Source organism: Citricoccus parietis (assembly GCF_042433045.1).
In the GTDB taxonomy this organism is placed as follows: domain Bacteria; phylum Actinomycetota; class Actinomycetes; order Actinomycetales; family Micrococcaceae; genus Citricoccus; species Citricoccus parietis.
Map to the genome: position 1 here is coordinate 59364 of NZ_JBHLWH010000042.1, position 16058 is coordinate 75421.

Annotated in this window: 13 protein-coding genes; 7 read left to right on the plus strand and 6 right to left on the minus strand. The window is 69.3% G+C overall.

What is annotated here, in order from left to right; genetic code table 11:
* Nucleotides 1–11 precede the first annotated feature (11 nt).
* From benC to ACFFIO_RS14425, 4 genes are all read left to right on the plus strand, one after another.
* A complete protein-coding gene (benC, locus tag ACFFIO_RS14410; protein WP_378042848.1) occupies nt 12–1664 on the plus strand; it encodes a benzoate 1,2-dioxygenase electron transfer component BenC in 1653 nt (550 codons plus the stop codon).
* Nucleotides 1664–2491, plus strand: a complete 828-nt coding sequence (locus ACFFIO_RS14415; protein WP_378042849.1) for a 1,6-dihydroxycyclohexa-2,4-diene-1-carboxylate dehydrogenase — start codon at nt 1664–1666, stop codon at nt 2489–2491. Before benC ends, ACFFIO_RS14415 begins: the two co-directional genes overlap by 1 nt.
* Before the next feature lie 77 nt (nt 2492–2568).
* On the plus strand, nt 2569–4137 hold the full coding sequence (locus ACFFIO_RS14420) for an AAA family ATPase (protein WP_378042851.1): 1569 nt from the start codon (nt 2569–2571) through the stop codon (nt 4135–4137).
* Complete coding sequence (locus tag ACFFIO_RS14425; protein WP_378042852.1) at nt 4053–5429, plus strand: LuxR C-terminal-related transcriptional regulator; 1377 nt, start codon at nt 4053–4055, stop codon at nt 5427–5429. Before ACFFIO_RS14420 ends, ACFFIO_RS14425 begins: the two co-directional genes overlap by 85 nt.
* A gap of 29 nt (nt 5430–5458) precedes the next feature.
* Here the strand turns inward: ACFFIO_RS14425 and ACFFIO_RS14430 are convergent, their stop codons facing one another.
* Nucleotides 5459–6907, minus strand: coding sequence for an MFS transporter (locus tag ACFFIO_RS14430; protein WP_378042853.1), 1449 nt, complete (start codon nt 6905–6907; stop codon nt 5459–5461).
* Nucleotides 6908–7129: 222 nt separating this feature from the next.
* Between ACFFIO_RS14430 and ACFFIO_RS14435 the strand changes: the two genes are divergently transcribed.
* Nucleotides 7130–7828, plus strand: a complete 699-nt coding sequence (locus ACFFIO_RS14435; protein ID WP_378042855.1) for a maleylpyruvate isomerase family mycothiol-dependent enzyme — start codon at nt 7130–7132, stop codon at nt 7826–7828.
* Between the two features lie 63 nt (nt 7829–7891).
* On the opposite strand, the gene ACFFIO_RS14440 is transcribed toward ACFFIO_RS14435, so the two are convergent.
* The 5 genes from ACFFIO_RS14440 to ACFFIO_RS14460 all read right to left on the minus strand — a co-directional run bounded on the left by ACFFIO_RS14440 (nt 7892) and on the right by ACFFIO_RS14460 (nt 13864).
* Nucleotides 7892–8260 carry a VOC family protein gene (locus tag ACFFIO_RS14440; protein WP_378042856.1) on the minus strand — a complete coding sequence of 123 codons (369 nt, stop codon included), beginning with the start codon at nt 8258–8260 and terminating at the stop codon, nt 7892–7894.
* 62 nt (nt 8261–8322) lie between these two features.
* A complete protein-coding gene (gene aceB, locus ACFFIO_RS14445; RefSeq protein ID WP_378042857.1) occupies nt 8323–9996 on the minus strand; it encodes a malate synthase A in 1674 nt (557 codons plus the stop codon).
* 264 nt (nt 9997–10260) lie between these two features.
* Nucleotides 10261–11565: an isocitrate lyase gene (aceA, locus tag ACFFIO_RS14450; RefSeq protein ID WP_378042859.1), complete on the minus strand. Its 1305-nt coding sequence runs from the start codon at nt 11563–11565 to the stop codon at nt 10261–10263.
* Nucleotides 11566–11812: 247 nt separating this feature from the next.
* Entirely contained in the window at nt 11813–12652 is an 840-nt protein-coding gene (locus ACFFIO_RS14455) for an NUDIX hydrolase (protein WP_378042860.1), read from the minus strand.
* Between the two features lie 96 nt (nt 12653–12748).
* Nucleotides 12749–13864 (minus strand): acyl-CoA dehydrogenase family protein, encoded by a 1116-nt coding sequence (locus ACFFIO_RS14460; RefSeq protein ID WP_378042862.1) that lies wholly within the window; start codon nt 13862–13864, stop codon nt 12749–12751.
* 191 nt (nt 13865–14055) lie between these two features.
* On the opposite strand from ACFFIO_RS14460, the gene ACFFIO_RS14465 reads away from it, so the two are divergent.
* The gene (locus ACFFIO_RS14465) at nt 14056–14697 is read left to right on the plus strand and encodes a PaaI family thioesterase (protein WP_378042864.1); all 642 of its coding nucleotides are present in this window, start codon (nt 14056–14058) and stop codon (nt 14695–14697) included.
* Between the two features lie 119 nt (nt 14698–14816).
* Nucleotides 14817–16055, plus strand: coding sequence for an NAD(P)/FAD-dependent oxidoreductase (locus ACFFIO_RS14470; protein WP_378042866.1), 1239 nt, complete (start codon nt 14817–14819; stop codon nt 16053–16055).
* The last annotated feature ends 3 nt before the right edge of the window (nt 16056–16058 follow it).

A 16058-nucleotide genomic window follows, 5' to 3' on the forward strand; every position in this document is an offset into this window, starting at 1 on the left:
AGGAGGACACCATGGGCCATCAAGTAGCCCTCAGCTTCGAGGACGGCGTGACCAAGGTCGTCAAGGTCGGCGACTTCGAGACCATCATGGACGCCGCGTACAAGGCACGCATCAATATCCCCTCGGACTGCCGTGACGGGGCCTGCGGGACGTGCAAATCCTTCTGCGACTCCGGGACCTTCGACCCGGGCGACTTCATCGAGGATGCCCTGACGGACGACGAGCTGGAGAAGGGCTACCTGCTGACCTGCCAGGCCGTCCCGGAATCGGACATGATGATCCAGGTCCCGGCCACCGCCGAGTCCGCCAAGACCTCGGCCGCCGCGTTCACCTCGACCCTGAGCCGGCTGGACAAGCACTCCGAGTCCACCATCTCCTTCACCCTGGACGTGCAGGACCGAGACGAGTTGGCGTACCTTCCGGGGCAGTACGTGAACATCAAGGTGCCCGGCACGGACGCCGAGCGCTCCTACTCCTTCAGCACCGGACCGGACGAGGACCACTCCTCCTTCATGGTGCGCATCACCCCGCAGGGGGCCATGTCCGAGTTCCTGCGGGACCGCGCTGCGGTGGGGGACACCATCGAGTTCACCGGGCCCTACGGCTCGTTCTTCCTGCGCGAGCCCCAGCGTCCGCTGCTGCTGCTGGCCGGCGGCACCGGCCTGGCGCCGCTGATGTCCATCCTGGAGAAGCTCAGCGCCAACCCGCCGGCCCACCCCGTGCACCTCATCTACGGAGTGAGCCGGGAGGCGGACATCGTGGGCCTGGAGTGGCTGCGCGCCTACGAGGAGAGGCTGCCGCAGTTCACCTGGGACCTCATCGCCTCCGAGGAGGGCACTTCCGCGCCCCACACCGGCTACGTCACCCAGATCATCGAGCCGGAACACCTGAACGACGGCGACGTGGACGTCTATCTCTGCGGTCCGCCGCCCATGGTCAACGCCGTCGCGAAATGGCTGGAGACCGAGGGCGTGGAACCGGCGAACTTCTACTTCGAGCGTTTCGCGCCCAAGGAGGCCACCGGCGGCGACGCCGAGACCGGCGCCCCGGCGTCCGCGGAGCAGGTCGAGTCCGCCGGGGACACCCTGTCCCGCTCCGAGGCCGTCTCCTCGATGACCACCGGGCGGCTGTCCTTCCGCAAGGAGGACAGCTACGCGCAGCTGGACGCCCGGATGGGCCTCGAGCTGGCCATCACGGAGCTGATGTTCGGCCGGCTCACGGACGAGCAGCTGCAGCAGTTCCGCCGGCTGGCCGAGGCCACCGCGGCCTGCGTGGGGGAAGGAACGGTCACGGACCCGGAGGAGTACGTGAAGACCAACGAGGCCTTCCACGAGTACCTCTTCACCATCTCGGACAACCCGGTCCTGCTGGAGTCCTACCGCCGGCTGGACCTCAGCGAGCAGATGTTCGCCACGTTCGAGCAGGGCACGGAGATCTTCGCCCGGGTGTCCCAGGACCACGTGGACATGGTCCAGGCTTTCGAGGACGGGGGCCAGGAGGACAAGGAGAGAGCCCGCGAGATCGTCATGGCCCACGCCAAGGACGCCAAGGGCACCATGGCCACGGCCATCGATGCCGTCGAGTCCGGTCCCGGTGCAGACCGGGGGCACGACGCCGGCCAGGCGCCTGCCGCGGCAGCCGCGGCCTCCCGGGCGGTCGCCTGATGGCCGCCCCCTACGCGGGTCAGTTCATCACCCCGGGGCGCTTCGCCGGCAAGGTCGCGGTGGTCACCGGGGCAGGCCAGGGGATCGGCCGGAAGGTGGCCGAGCGGATCGCCGCGGAGGGCGGCACCGTGGTGCTCGTGGACCGCGCCGAGCTGGTCCACGAGGTGGCTGCCGGGATCTCCGAGCGCGAGGAGTCCACCGGGTCCGGGGGATCGGCCACCGCCGTCACGGCCGACCTGGAGTCGTTCGACGGGGCCCAGTCGGCCGTGGACGTGGTGCTGGCCACGCACGGGCGGGTGGACGTGCTGGTGAACAACGTGGGCGGGGCCATCTGGATGCGCCCGTTCGAGACGTTCAGTGCCGAACAGATCCAGCGCGAGGTCACCCGGTCCCTGTTCCCCACCCTGTGGATGTGCCGGGCCGTGCTGCCCTCCATGCTCGAGGCGGGCCAGGGCACCATGGTCAACGTCTCCTCCAATGCCACCCGCGGCATCAACCGGGTGCCCTACTCCGCGGCCAAGGGCGGGGTGAACGGCATCACCCAGGCGCTCGCCATGGAGACCGCGGCGCGCGGAATCCGGGTGGTGGCCACGGCCCCCGGCGGCACCCAGGCCCCGCCCCGCACCGTCCAGCGCGGCCCCGGCCCGGACGGCGAACGGGAGGAGCGGTGGGTCCGGGACGTGGTGGACCAGGTGACCGAGTCATCGTTCATGAAGCGCTACGGCACCCTGGACGAGCAGGCCGCCCCGATCGTCTTCCTGGCCTCGGACGAGGCGTCCTATGCCACCGGGAGCATCCTGCCGGTGGCCGGCGGCGATCTCGGCTGAGCCCGGCTCGGAACGGCCGGCCGGCAGAGGCGTTGTCCCACCGAGCCCGCGGGGGACGGCTCAGTAGACTCGCGCCCATGATCACTGGCCATCACGCCGGTGCCGAGTTGCCGCTCGTCGGCCGGGCCCCGGTCCTCGAGGGATTGACCGCGGCGCTGGACCTGGCGCGAGGGGGGACCGTGCGGACGGTGGTGCTCAGCGGCCCCACCGGTTCCGGGAAGACCGCCACGCTGGACCACTTCCTGCAGCACTGCCGGGCCGTGGTGCCGGACGTGCAGCAGATGACCGCGGCCGGGGATGTGTGGGAGAGCGCGTTGCCCCTGTCCGGGTATTCGCAGTTGATGCACCGGGAGCCGCTGCGTTCCTCCAAGGGCGTCGAGGGGGCCGTGCTGCCCCGGCCGGAGTCCGGGATGGACCTCACCCCGGCACGGGCCGCCAACTTCGCCGACACCCTGGCCGCGCACATCACGGCCCTGCAGTCCCGCTCCTGCGTGGTGGTGGCCATCGACGACGTGCACCTGCTGGACGAGCAGAGCCTGCGGGTGCTGCTGTTCGCCCTGCGCCGCACGCACCGGCAGAGAGTCCTGTTCGTGCTCACCCTGGACCATGCCCGCGCCCACGGCGTTCCCCCGGGGCTGCTGGACCTGTTGAACAGCCATCGGGTCGGGCACCTCCAGCTGGAGCCGTTGGACGCCGAGGACGTGCGGGAGCTCGCGCGCCGGCGGTTCTCCATCGACCTCGGGGCCACCGCCGCCCACGGTCTGGTCCGCCACACCCGGGGGATGCCCCGGGCAATCGTGGAGCTGCTGGCCGAGTTGCCGAGGGAGACGTGGCAGTCCTGGTTTCCGAGCCTGCCCGCCAGCTCGCGGATGCTGGCCCGGGTCCGGGGACTCCTCGAGACCGCCTCGGAGGACCTGGTCCGTGTGGCCGAGGCGGTGGCGGTCCTGGGCGGGGCCGCCACCACGGATGCGGTCGCGCATGTCAGCGGCGTGGAGGCCCTGATGGACGCCCTGGATGAGGGGCACCGGGTGCGGCTGCTGCGCCTGGCCGTCGACCCGACCACGGCTCGGGTGGAGTTCATGGAGCCGGGCGCCGCCGAGGCTGTCTATGGCCAGCTGGCACCCAGCCGCGGCCAGGCACTGCACTGCCGTGCGGCCGGCGTCGTGCCCCAGGAACGGGACCGACTCGGTCACCGGGCGGCCGCCACCCTGGGGGTGGACGAGGGCCTGGCGAGGGAGCTCGAGGAGTTCGTGCGCCGGCGGGCGTTGGTGGGTGCCTGGAGTGACGTGGCCATCTCCCTGTTCGCCGCGTCCCGGTTGTCCGCGGATCCCCGGTCGCGGAGCGAGCGGCTGCTGCGGGGTGTGGACGCGCTCGTGGCTTCGGGGAACATCGCCGAGGCCCAGATGTGGTCCTCGGCTGTGGAGGACATGCCCCCGTCCTCCCTGCGATCCTCCGTGCTGGGCTACCTGTCCACCGCCTCCGGACACAACAACGGTGCCCGGACGCAACTGGAGCCTGGGCGGACAGCGACCCCGAGCGGGAGCCCGCCGCTGCGGCCGCCGTGGCCCAGCGGATGGTGCTGCACGGGGTGGCGTCCTGGGACGGGCCCACGATGGGCCTCTGGGCCGAGCGGGCCATGGCCCTGACCGCGCCCGGCACCCCGGCACACATCGAGTCCGAGGCGATCTACGGCTTGGGTCTCTACGCTCAGGGGCGCACGGTCGAGGCGGAGCGCAGCTATGAGCGGGCCTTCGGGCATGTGGCCGAGAACGCCCAGAAGCAGCGGATCCAGATGGGCTCGGCCTGGCTGGCGTTGCGGACGGACCAGGTGGAGACCGCCCTGGTGAACTTCGAGGCGGCCGTGCCCACGGAGCAGCGTGGCGGATCGCTGCGGATCTCCCTGTGGGCCGAGGCCTGGCTGGCACGGACCCAGCTCACCTTGGGCGATTGGGACGCCGCGGCCGCCACGGTCTCCCGCGCCGCGGTGCGGCTGGAGACCTCACGGATGCCGTTGATCCGCCCCCTCCTCTACTGGACCGCCGCCGAGCTGTGGTCCATGCGGGGGGATTGGGAGCGGGCCCGGCGTTACGTGTCCCTGGCCGGGGTGCAACCGGGGACCTATCGGGCCATGCAGGTGCCCTCCATCCTGGCGCGGGCGCGCTTCCACGAGGCGCGCGCGGACTATGCCAGCGCCCTGGACGCCCTGGAGTCACTCGTGGAGATCGACCCGTGGACCGAGGACCGCGTGTCCTTCTGGCCCTGGCAGGACACCTACGTCAATGCTCTCGTCATGACCAACAGGGTCGACGAGGCGGACCGGTTCCTCACCGGTTTCGAGGCCATCCGCCGGGAGAAACCGGTGCCGTCCGACCTGGCCCGGATGGCCTGGGCCCGGGGCCGGATCACGGCCGCGCAAGGCGATCCGGACGAGGCCCGTGAGCACTTCGAGGCCGCGCTCGGGCACCTGCGCGGTCTGCAGCGGCCGTACCTGCGCGCCCGCGTCAGCTTCGCCTTCGGCCAGAGCATGCGCCGTGCCGGCAAGCGCGGCCTGGCCTCCTCAGTGCTGCACTCCGCCCGGACCCTGTATGACAGCCTGGGTGCCATCACCTACGTGGAACGGTGCGACCGGGAGCTGCAGGCCAGTGGTGTGGACGTCGGTCTCATGGGGGAACCTTCGGTTGCCGGGACTGCCGGGGCCGGTGGTCCCACGTGGTTCGAGCCCGGCGGTTCCACCGGAGCCGAGCGCACTTCCGTGGAGTTGACCGCGCAGGAGCGGGCCGTGGCCGGGCTGGTGGCCTCCGGGGCCACCAACCGGGAGGCGGCCCAGACGCTCTTCCTCGCCGAGAAGACCGTCCAGTACCACCTGACGCGGATCTACCGGAAGCTCGGCATCCGCTCCCGCAGCGCGCTCGCCGCGCGCTACCGCCCCAGCGGCTGAGCCGGCTGACCCTACTGAGCCGGCTGGTCCTACTGCGTCGGCTGAGCCGGTTGCACCGGTTGAGCCGGCCGTACCGTGGGGCCGGGGCGACCGTCGTCGGGCGCTCCTGCCATTGCGGAGGCGACCGCCGGGCACGCGGCCCGCTCCAGGGTGCGCTGACGCGGGACGGCCAGGGTGACGAGCGCCCCGAAGAGGGCGACGCCCCCGAAGATGTAGAACGCGGATCCGCCGCCGATGCCGAGTGCGGCCAGCCAGCCGCCCACCAGAGGGCCGAGGACGCCGCCGATCCGGCCGAAACCGGCCACCCAGGACACCCCCGCGGCACGGGCGTTGGTGGTGTAGTAGTTCGAGCTGAAGCCGTAGATGAGGACCTGGGTTCCCAGCGTGCCGACCCCGGCCACGGCGATGAACAGGAACAGCACGGGGGCGGGGAAGGCGAAGGTCATCAAGACCAGGGTGATGGCGGCCAGGACGAACGTGGTGGCCACGATCCGCTGAGCGCCGAGCCGGTCTGCCGCCGTGGAGGCGATGATGCCGCCGAGCACGGCACCGCAGTTGAGGATCAGCAGGAACGAGAGTGAGTAGTTGGTGCCGAAGCCGTAGCCCTCCATGATGCGGGGCAGCCAGGTGTTCAGTCCGTAGGTCAGCAGCAGCCCGGAGAAGGACATGAAGCCCAACAGGATCGTGGCCACGAGGAACCGGCGCGAGAAGATGGCCGCGAAGCCGCGCCGCGCAGGGGCCGCCCCCTCTTGCTGGACGACCTGCTCCTCCAGGAGGGGGATACCGGTCTGGGCCGAGGCGGCGTGTGCCTGTTCGGTCCGGCCGCGGGAGAGCAGCCAGCGGGGGGACTCGGGCAGCTTGAACCAGGCCAGGGGCAGCAGGAAGAGGAGGGGGGTGGCGCCGAGCATGAAGAGCCCCCGCCAGCCCAGGGGCTCGAGCAACAGGATGCCCAGCAGGGCGGCGATCACGCCGCCGGCCGGGATGCCGGAGTAGACCACGGCGTTGTAGAAGTTGCGGCGCCCGGCCGGAGCGAATTCCGCCATGGCGGCCCCCGCCGTGGCGAGGATGACACCGAGGCCGAGTCCGGTGAGCAGGCGCATCGCGCCGAAAGCGGGCACGGTGGTGGTCAGGGCGGTGATGAACATGCCGACGGAGAACCAGGCGATGCCCCCGAGGATCAACCGGCGGCGTCCGAAGTGGTCTCCCAGGAAGCCGCAGGTGAGTGAGCCGACGAGGACGCCGATCAGGGCGAGGGAGCCCAGGGTCCCGGCTGCGGCCGCATCGAGGGTCCCGATCTGGCCGGGGTCGTCCAGGAGGGTGGAGAGCACGGCACCGTAGATGGTGAGGTCGAAGCCGTCGAAGACGAGGGCCATGCAGACGATGGCGGCCACCCAGTTCGCGGTGCGCCTCTCCTTACGCTCGTTGGGTGTTCTCGGGTCGTGTGAGGTGCTGCCGGGGGCGGGTGAAGGCAGGGTCATGACCGATTCCTCTCGGGTCAACGCTGGGGGACAACGGGCCAGGGCCCAGCGTTGCAGCACGTGAGGTAGATCACATCAGGGGAATGCCCGGGTACACGTCAGGGGGGCGCTCCGGGGGGTCAGGCGACCAGGTCGGCTGGCGTCTGGATCGCCGTCGGATGCGTCTGGACCAGGGGTGCCTTCCGGTGGCGAGGCTCACAGCCGCCTCGCTAGGGTGAGCCCATGATCAATCCCGCACGCCTGCACTCCGACCAGTCGCGGCTGGCTCGCGAGACTGCCATGCTCCTGGCCACCGTCGACTCTCTTTCCGAGGACGAACTGGCCGCGCCCTCGCTCTGCGAGGGCTGGAGCCGGGCCGACGTCGTGGCCCATCTGGCCTCCAACGCCCGCGCCCTGGTGCGTATGGTGGATTGGGCGGTCACGGGGGAGGAGCAGCAGGTCTACCCCTCGCGGGAGGCTCGCGCCGAGGAGATCGCCCGGATTGCGGCGATGCCCCGGAAGGAACTCATCTCCGAACTGGGTGAGGCGTCCCGGTTCTTCGCCGAGCAGTCGGAGCGGCTGGCCGGTGATCTCCGGGCGGAGGAGGTCCGGATCGGGGAGATGCCGGTTCCCGCCACCTCTCTCGTGGCAGTGCGCATCTCGGAGGTGGTGGTCCATCACGGCGACCTGGATACCGCCTGGACCATCGAGGAGGCCGATCCGGACTCTCTGCTCAACGCGGTGGAGGCGGCGGTCCGGGCCATGCGGGTCCGCAACGCGCCGGGCCTGACGCTGAGGACCGAAGAGCGTGATGAGTGGGTCACCGGTGATGGCGCCCTGACGGTCGAATCGGACCGGGAGGGCCTGCTGGCCTGGCTGGCCCGCGGTGAGACGGAAGGCGTCGAGGCCGAAGGGCCGCTGCCGGAGCTGCCGGCCTGGTAGAGATGTACCGCCCGAGCCTGGGCGAGCTGTCCGTGGAGCCCGTGGGACGGCCCCGCCGGGGACTCAGCGAGGCGGCATCTGCTGCAGCGACCAGGTGTTGCCGTCCGGATCGGCGAAGTAGACGAACCGGCCCCAGTCCTGTTCGTCCACGCCGCTGCACTCCACCCCGCGGCCGGACAGTTCGGCGAGGGCTGCATCCGCGTCCTCGATGACCATCTGAAGGCCCTTCTGCGAGCCGGGCGCCATCTCGGTGATGCCCACACCCAGCACGATCGAGCAGGCCGATCCCGGCGGGGTGAGCTGGACGAAGCGCAGCTCGGGGGAGAGGACGTAGTCGTGGTCGGCGTTGAAGCCGACCTGGTCCACGTAGAAGGATTTCGCCCGGTCAACGTCGGTGACCGGGATCGCCACCAGCTCGATCTTCATGTCCATGACGGCCACGGTAGAACCGCGTCGGTGCCAGGACCAGGTCCTGGCACCGCCGCGATCGAGACTCAGGCCGTGGTGCCCGCCATGACCTGCCGGGCCGGGGCCTGGGCCGAGAGGAACTTCCGGTAGGCCGGCAGGGTGAGGAAGTCCGGGTACTCCTCGGCCAGGGCGGAACCGGCGAAGACCTCGAGGGCGTCGTCGAAGCGGTCATTCTCAGACCGTTCGATGCGCGCGAACTCCTCGTCCATCAACTCCTGCACCCACTTGCGGGTCACGGTCCTGGTGCCGCCCCCGGTCACCTCGGCGGAGGACCCGGCGTTGATCCACTGCCAGATCTGGGACCGCGAGATCTCCGCGGTGGCGGCGTCCTCCATGAGGTTGTGGATGGCTGCGGCGCCGTTGCCCCGCAGCCAGGACTCCACGTAGCGGATGCCGACCTCGATGTTCATCCGCACGCCGGCCTCCGTGATGGAGCCTGGGGTCTCGGACACCGTCAGCAGCGCGGCGCCATCGGGGACCACGTCCTCGCGGCGGTTGGCGCGGATCTGGTTCTGACGGTCGGCCAGCACCGCGTCGAAGACCTCCATGGCCACCGGCACCAGGTCCGGGTGAGCCACCCAGGAGCCGTCGAAGCCATCCGATGCCTCACGGGTCTTGTCCGCCCGCACCTTCTCGAGTGCCGCTGCGTTGGCCTCGGGGTCGCGACGGTTCGGGATGAAGGCCGCCATGCCGCCGATCGCCGAGGCGCCGCGCCGGTGGCAGGCGCGCACGAGCTGATCGGTATAGGCCCGCATCATCGGGGCGGTCATGGTCACGTCGGCACGGTCCGGCAGCACGAACGCCTCACCGCGGTCCCGGAAGTTCTTGATGATGGAGAAGATGTAGTCCCAGCGCCCGGCGTTCAGGCCCGCGGCGTGGTTGCGCAGCTGGTAGAGGATCTCCTCCATCTCGAAGGCCGCGGTGATGGTCTCGATCAGCACGGTGGCGCGCACGGTGCCCTGGGGGATCCCGAGGTGGTCCTGGGCCACCACGAAGATGCAGTTCCACAGGCGGGCCTCGAGGTGGTTCTCGGTCTTCGGCAGGTAGAAGTACGGTCCGCGGCCGCGGCGCAGAAGTTCCTTGGCGTTGTGGAAGAAGTACAGGCCGAAGTCCACCAGGGCGCCGGCCATCGGCTCGCCGTCCACCACCAGGTGGTCCTCATCCAGGTGCCAGCCGCGGGGGCGGACGATGATGGTCGGGCGGTCCACGAGCTGCACGCCGCCGAGCGCGTAGTCCTTGCCCTCGGGGGAGGTGAAGTCTATCTGGCGGCGGATGGCGTCCCGCAGGTTGACCTGGCCGTTCAGCATGTTCTCCCAGGACGGCGAGGAGGAGTCCTCGAAGTCGGCGAGCCAGCATTTGGCACCGGAGTTCATCGCATTGATGGTCATCTTCCGGTCCACCGGGCCGGTGATCTCCACACGGCGGTCCTTCAGACCGGGCGCGAGCGGGGCCACCCGCCAGGAGCCGTCCTCACGGATGGTGCGGGTCTCCGGCAGGAAATCCAGGGTGGCGCCGCCGGAGATCCGCTGGCGGGTCTCCTCACGCTTGGCCAGCAACTCGAGTCGGCGCCCGTTGAATTGACGGTGCAGGCTGGCCAGGAAGTCGAGGGCGTCCGGGGTGAGGATCTCCTCCTGCCGGGGCAGGTGCGGTCCGGTGATCGTCACGCCGTTGAGGGTGATGGGCTGGTCGGTGGGGTACATGGGAGCCTCCTCGGGGAGTCGTCCGCGCCCGCCGAGATGACGGTGACGCGGTGCGCGTTCTGAAGAACGCGCGGTGTCAGGAAAGTCGATGGAAGAGCCCCAGGGTGTGGTGCGGGGTGTGATGGGCGACGTCGGCCTTCAAGGTGGGCGCCGGCGTCGGGATAGCTGATGGTGGGGTGGAAGGACGGGCGGCGCCCGGACCATGTGGGGTCCGGGCGCCACCCGCCTTCCGTCCGGCTCAAGGCTTGGCCTGAGCCGACTGGATCAGAACTGGCCGGCCTCGGTGGACCCGCTGAGGGCCAGGGTGGAGGCATCCGGGTTCAGAGCGGTGGAGATGGCATCGAAGTAGCCGGTGCCGACCTCGCGCTGGTGCTTGGTGGCGGTGTAGCCGCGGGCCTCGTCGGCGAATTCGCGCTCCTGAAGCTCCACGTAGGCGGACATCTGGCGCTCCTGGTAGCCCTTGGCCAGGTCGAACATGGAGTGGTTCAGGGCGTGGAAGCCGGCCAGGGTGATGAACTGGAAGGTGTAGCCCATGGCACCGAGCTCGCGCTGGAACTTGGCGATGGTGGCATCGTCCAGGTTCTTCTTCCAGTTGAAGGACGGCGAGCAGTTGTAGGAGAGCATCTGGTCCGGGAACTCGGACTTGACGGCCTCGGCGAACTTCTTGGCCAGCTCCAGGTCCGGGGTGCCGGTCTCCATCCAGATGAGGTCGGAGTACGGGGCGTAGGCCTTGGCGCGGGCGATGCAGGGCTCGATCCCGTTGCGAACCTTGTAGAAGCCCTCGGCGGTGCGCTCGCCGGTGATGAAGTCAGCGTCGCGCTCGTCCACATCCGAGGTGATCAGGGTGGCGGCCTCGGCGTCGGTGCGGGCGATGACCACGGAGGGGACGTCGGCGACGTCGGCCGCGAGGCGGGCCGCGTTCAGGGTGCGGATGTGCTGGCCGGTCGGGATGAGGACCTTGCCGCCCAGATGGCCGCACTTCTTCTCGGAGGCCAGCTGATCCTCCCAGTGCACGCCGGAGGCGCCCGAGGTGATCATGGACTTCATCAGCTCGTAGGCGTTCAGCGGTCCGCCGAAGCCGGCCTCGGCGTCGGCGACGATCGGGACCAGGTAGTCCTCCACGGTCTGGACACCTTCGGCGAACTCGATTTGGTCGGCGCGCATCAGCGCGTTGTTGATACGGCGGACGACCTGCGGCACCGAGTTGGCCGGGTACAGGGACTGGTCCGGGTAGGTGTGGCCGGAGAGGTTGGCGTCGGCGGCGACCTGCCAGCCGGAGAGGTAGATGGCGCGCAGCCCGGCCTTGACCTGCTGGACGGCCTGGTTGCCGGTGAGGGCGCCCAGGGCGTTGGTGTAGGAGCCCTCGGCGTGCTCACTGGTCAGCTGCTCCCACAGCTTCTCGGAGCCGCGGCGGGCCAGGGTGTGCTCCTCCTGGACGCGGCCGCGGAGCTTGACGACGTCCTCGGCGGTGTAGGTGCGTTCAGTGGTGGCCCAGCGGGAGTTGTGGTCCCAGTCGTGCTGGATCTGCTCGGCGCTGGCCGGGGTGTGCTGGGTGTTCTGCTCGGTCATGGCAGTCTCCTCGGGTCTGGACTGACGGATCTGGGGTGTCGAAGCGGTGTATCGCTGCTTCGTTGTGATCCAGTCTTGACTTCGGCAAGGCACCGAAGTGCAGAACCTGAGGAAAAGTTATGGACAATCGGCAGTCTCGTCAAAAACTTCCGAGTTTGCGGCAGTAATCCGTTAGATCGAGGGCCAGTTCTGGGACCGCGATGTATATCTCCATAAATTGAGCCATGGGGTCTTCGCGGGGAAAGCGTCACTGCACGTTGCGGCGTCTCTCGGCCGCTGCCCGTGCCCCGGCGAGGCCCAGCGCGTAGTCCGCGTCGCCACGGAAATCCCTGGCCGTGCTGGGCGGCCCCGGCACGAAGGTCGGACGAACGGTCTCAAGGGTGCCGCTGCCCGAGAGGGCCTCGTCCACGGACCGCGCTGTCAGCAGCGTGCGGAACTGTGCCCAGGTTGGTGGCATGAGCCGGTGCCGCCCCTCCCGGAAGTCCTCCAGGGCGGCGGCCGCCGTCGTCCACCGGCTGTCGATCCCCTCGAAGGAGAGGGCGCCGGGCCGTTGTCCGGGTGGGATCGCGGCGGCGAAGAAGTAGGTGTCGTAACGGCGGGCCGCGCCTTCGGGGGTGATCCACCGGGAGAGGGGCTGCATGCAGGTCACCTCTGGGTGCAGGTCCAAGTCGGTCAGGAGGGTCCCGAAGTCCAGCTCGTGCCGCTCCACGCGGACCCGGGTGTCGACCGGCAGCCCGTCGAGCAGGGCCGCGTCCACGGGCGTGCCGTCCCGGTGCCGTGCCAGGAGGATCCCGGCCTCTTCGAAGGTCTCCCGCACGACGCCGGCAAGCAGTCGTCCGGCATCGACCGGTTCCAGCCCTAGCCGCCGACCCCAGGCCGCCAGGTCGGTGCCGCTCCAGAGCGGTGCCGGCAGGTCGTCGGCCTCGTCGATGCGGCCCCCGGGAAAGGCCGAGACTCCGGCGCTGAAGGCCAGGGCCTTGGACCGGGTGATGGTGAAGATCTCGGGCGCGGGTGCCACAGGGTTCACTGGTGCCGTGCCCGGGCGTAGCAGCAGGACGGTGGCCGCCAGGGGTGGGTACGTGGTCATGTCATGCTCGGTGCGCCGAGACCCACGTGGCGGGGGTCCGGGCGGTGCAACGTCGGCAGCATGGGCCCACCGTATCGGGATCGAGCCGATGGAGGGTCACTGTCCGAGCAATTGCCTCGCGGCCAGCTCCCGGTGATGGCTGGGGGTTCCGAACAGCACCTCGTTGCTCTTGGCGCGGCGGAAGTACAGGTGGGCCGGGTGCTCCCAGGTGAAGCCGATGCCTCCGTGGATCTGGATCGTCTCGTAGGCGGCTTGGACATAGGCCTCTGACGTCAGTGCGTGGGCCATGGCGGACTCGAGGGGGAGGACATCGGGATCGTGGTCCGCGGCCCGGGCGACCTGGTGGGCCGCGGCGCGTGCCAGCTCAACCTGGAGGAGGACGTCGGCAATCTTCTGCTTGATGGCCTGATAGCCACCGATGACCTTGCCGAATTGTTCACGGGTCCGTGCATAGTCTGCTGAGAGCTCGATGAGTCGCAGCGCCCCGCCGGCATTCTCTGAACTCAAGGAGACGGAGGCCAGCCGCAGCGTGGAGGACAGCGGCTCCGCGCCCCGTCCCTCCTCGCCCACGAGGCGGGCGGGGGTGCCGTCGAACGTGATCTGCGCCTGCGGCCGGGTGAGGTCCAGCGTATCCTGCTGCTCCACGGCCATCCCTGCGGCGCCGGCCTTGACCTCGAAGATGCTGGTTCCGCGGTCGGTCCGGGCCGAGACCAGCAAATGGTCCGCCGTGCCGCCGTCGAGCACGTTCACCTTGGTGCCCTGGAGGGTCCACTGACCCCCTGACTCGGACCCGGCGGTCGAGAGGTCCTCGTCGAATCGTCCCGCCGGCTCAATGAAGGCGACCGTGGCGGTTGTGCTCCCGTCGACGATGCCGGGCAGCAGGGACTGATTGAGCTCAGCGTCGGACAGGGCGGACAGCAGGTTCGAGGCGAGGACCACGGTGGAGAAGAACGGGGAGACGGCCAGTGCCCTGCCGAGTTCCTCCACCACGATGTTGAGCTCGACCTGGCCGGCCCCGGAGCCGCCGAACTCCTCGGCCACGGCGATGCCCGTCAGTCCCATCTCCTGCGCCATGCGGGTCCATAACTCGGGGTCGAACCCGGCTCCGGATTCCATGGTCTGGCGTACGGCGGACTCGGGAAAGTGGGTGTCGCAGAAGTCGCGCACCATGTGCCGGAGGGCTGTCTGTTCCTCGGTGAAGACGGCGGTCATGTCATCCTTCTTTCTGGCATCGACAAGGTCCGGGGACCGTTGCGCATTGAAATCAACTGTGGTGTCCATCACGATCTTGGGTTCCAGGCGGCTCCGAATGGTGCGGTTTTTCGCTGGCTGAAATTCACCCCCGGCAACCCCTTGGCATATGTGAGCTTGGTCATACCAATCCAGAACTGAGGAGGTTCTTCATGGCCGAGGCCAGTACGGCACCGCCTGACCAGCGGGTACCCGAGTCCATCCAGCACAGCGTGTTGGCCGAATTCGCGGCCGGAGTGTGCCGCGACATCGCCGGAGGCCTGTTGTCGACCACCGGAGATGACCTCGTGCCCTTTCTGGAGCGGGAGGTCGGACGGCTGCGGCAGGCCCTGGAGGACCCCTTCGCCCTGGGCGAGGGCTCGGAGCCGCGGCATCCGCCGGTGTTCGATCGCCGCGGCCGGATCGCGGTGGCGACGAATCCCGTGGTGAGCCACCGGAATGCCATTGCGCCGCCGATGAAGCTTGTTCGATCCGGCGATGAATGTGAATTCACGGTGGAGCTGCCCCTCCAGTACCAGGGCCCTCCCAGCAAGCTGCACGGAGGTTACTCCGCCGTGCTCCTCGACGAGGCCCTCTGGAAGGCGGTGCGTGTCAACGTTTCCGCCATCAGCTTCACCCGTGAGCTGACTATCGGCTACGAGCGGCCTGTGCCGCTGTTCGAGCCCGTGACGGTCCTGGCCCGCGTGACCGAGGTTGACGGCCGGAAGACCTTCGCAGAGGGGGAGATCTTGGCCGGCGGTGAGGTGTGCTCGCGTGCGCATGGCCTCTGGATATCCCCCCGTCCCCGCGAGTGATGCGGCGAGTGGTTTCGTTCTTCGAAAGGCAGGGATGTGATGAGGATCATAGCTGCGACGATGGTAAAAGCCCCGGGCTGTGAAGCGGTATTGATTTCAACGGAAAGGATGTGCGCGACATGACTGAATCATCAATCCTCATCATCGGTGCCGGCCATGCGGGAGTGCAGACGGCCGTTCGCCTGCGCGAGCTTGATTGGTCAGGGCGCGTCGTCCTGATCGATCCGGACATCGGGACTCCCTATGAGCGGCCGCCGTTGTCCAAGGAACTCCTCAAGCTGGACACCACCGAAGAGGTGATCCCGCTCCGGAAGGACACCTTCTACGAGGGTCAGGCCATCGAGCGCATCAGTGGCACCGTCTCAGCCATCGATGCCGTCAACCACGCCGTGGAACTGGCCGATGGCACCCGGCTCGACTACACCACGCTCATGCTGGCTCCGGGGTCCCAGGCACGCAAGCTGACGTGCCCGGGTTCCGACCTGCCCGGGGTCCTGTCCCTCAAGACCCGCGAGGACGCCCGGGGTATCAAGGCCGTGCTCACCCGGGGTGCACGCATCGCGATCGTGGGGGCCGGATACATCGGCCTGGAGGTCGCCGCGGCCGCCGCGGCCGCCGGATGCGAGACCACCATCTTGGAGTTCCAGGACCGGGTCATGAGCAGGGTCACGTCTGAACCCGTGTCCCGGTTCTTCGAGGGCCTCCATGCCGAGCAGGGGACCAGTCTGGTCTTCGGCGCCGCCGTCACCGAGATCACCGGCGACGGAAAGGTCGAAGGTGTCGTCACCGCCGACGGACAGACCTACGCTGCCGACGCCGTCGTGGTCGGCATCGGCGTGGTGCCGATGCACGCGCTCGCTACGGAAGCGGGGCTGAAGGCCGAGGACGGGATCATCGTGGATGCGGACAGCCGGACCTCCGATCCGGACATCTACGCCGCCGGGGATGCCACCCGCTTGGTGTGGCCCGAAGCGGGGATCAACCGTCGCCTGGAGAGCATCCAGAGCGCCGTAGCCCAGGCCGTCAACGCGGCGAACCACATCATGGGCGTAACGACGACCAAGCGCGAGGTGCCGTGGTTCTGGACGGTGCAGCACGGCGTGCGGCTGCAGACGGCAGGCCTACGGACCCCGGAGGACGACATCGTGGTGCGGGGCGATGCCCAGACGGCGCCGTTCTCGGTGCTCTATCTGCGCGACGGGAAACTGGCGGCCATCGACACGATCGGCTCGCTCAAGGACTTCACCGCCGGGAAGAAACTCATCGCGGCGGCGGCGGCCATCGACCAGGATGCCGCCCGAGACATGAACATCAAGCTCTCGGAGGCCGTCCGCGAACTCGCCTCCGAGGCCCAGTGAAGG